Consider the following 324-nt stretch of genomic DNA (forward strand, 5'->3'; position numbering starts at 1 on the left):
ATATCAGAAAGTGTATCTAAATGGCTTTCAATACTTGGATGGTAGAAGACACGATCCATGACCAATTCAGAGAGAGAGACGTATAAGTGGTTGGAATTATTATTATCGTTATAAGAAGGCAGCACATCGCCTAAGACTAGTTCTGGGTGCAAAGTGCTTTGATTTTCTTGAGTCATTGCTGCTCCAGCATTTTTATGTTGTGTTCAAACGAAAATACCGATAGCTGCCTGTTAATACAAGTGAAAATCCCGTATTTAGCGTCGGGCTGCTGATAAAAATAAGAATATTAGTAATAACAGAGATAACTTTGACTTAAGAGAGTTT

The 324-nt window shown here is 36.7% G+C and carries 1 pseudogene; it reads right to left on the reverse strand.

Features of this window, described 5'->3' with window-relative positions:
• Positions 1 to 176: pseudogene (locus tag BCT81_RS05645) on the reverse strand (phosphoenolpyruvate synthase); the annotation flags it as partial.
• Positions 177 to 324: the final 148 nt, after the last annotated feature.

The sequence above is a fragment of the Vibrio sp. 10N.261.52.A1 genome (assembly GCF_002876325.1).
Taxonomy (GTDB): domain Bacteria; phylum Pseudomonadota; class Gammaproteobacteria; order Enterobacterales; family Vibrionaceae; genus Vibrio; species Vibrio chagasii.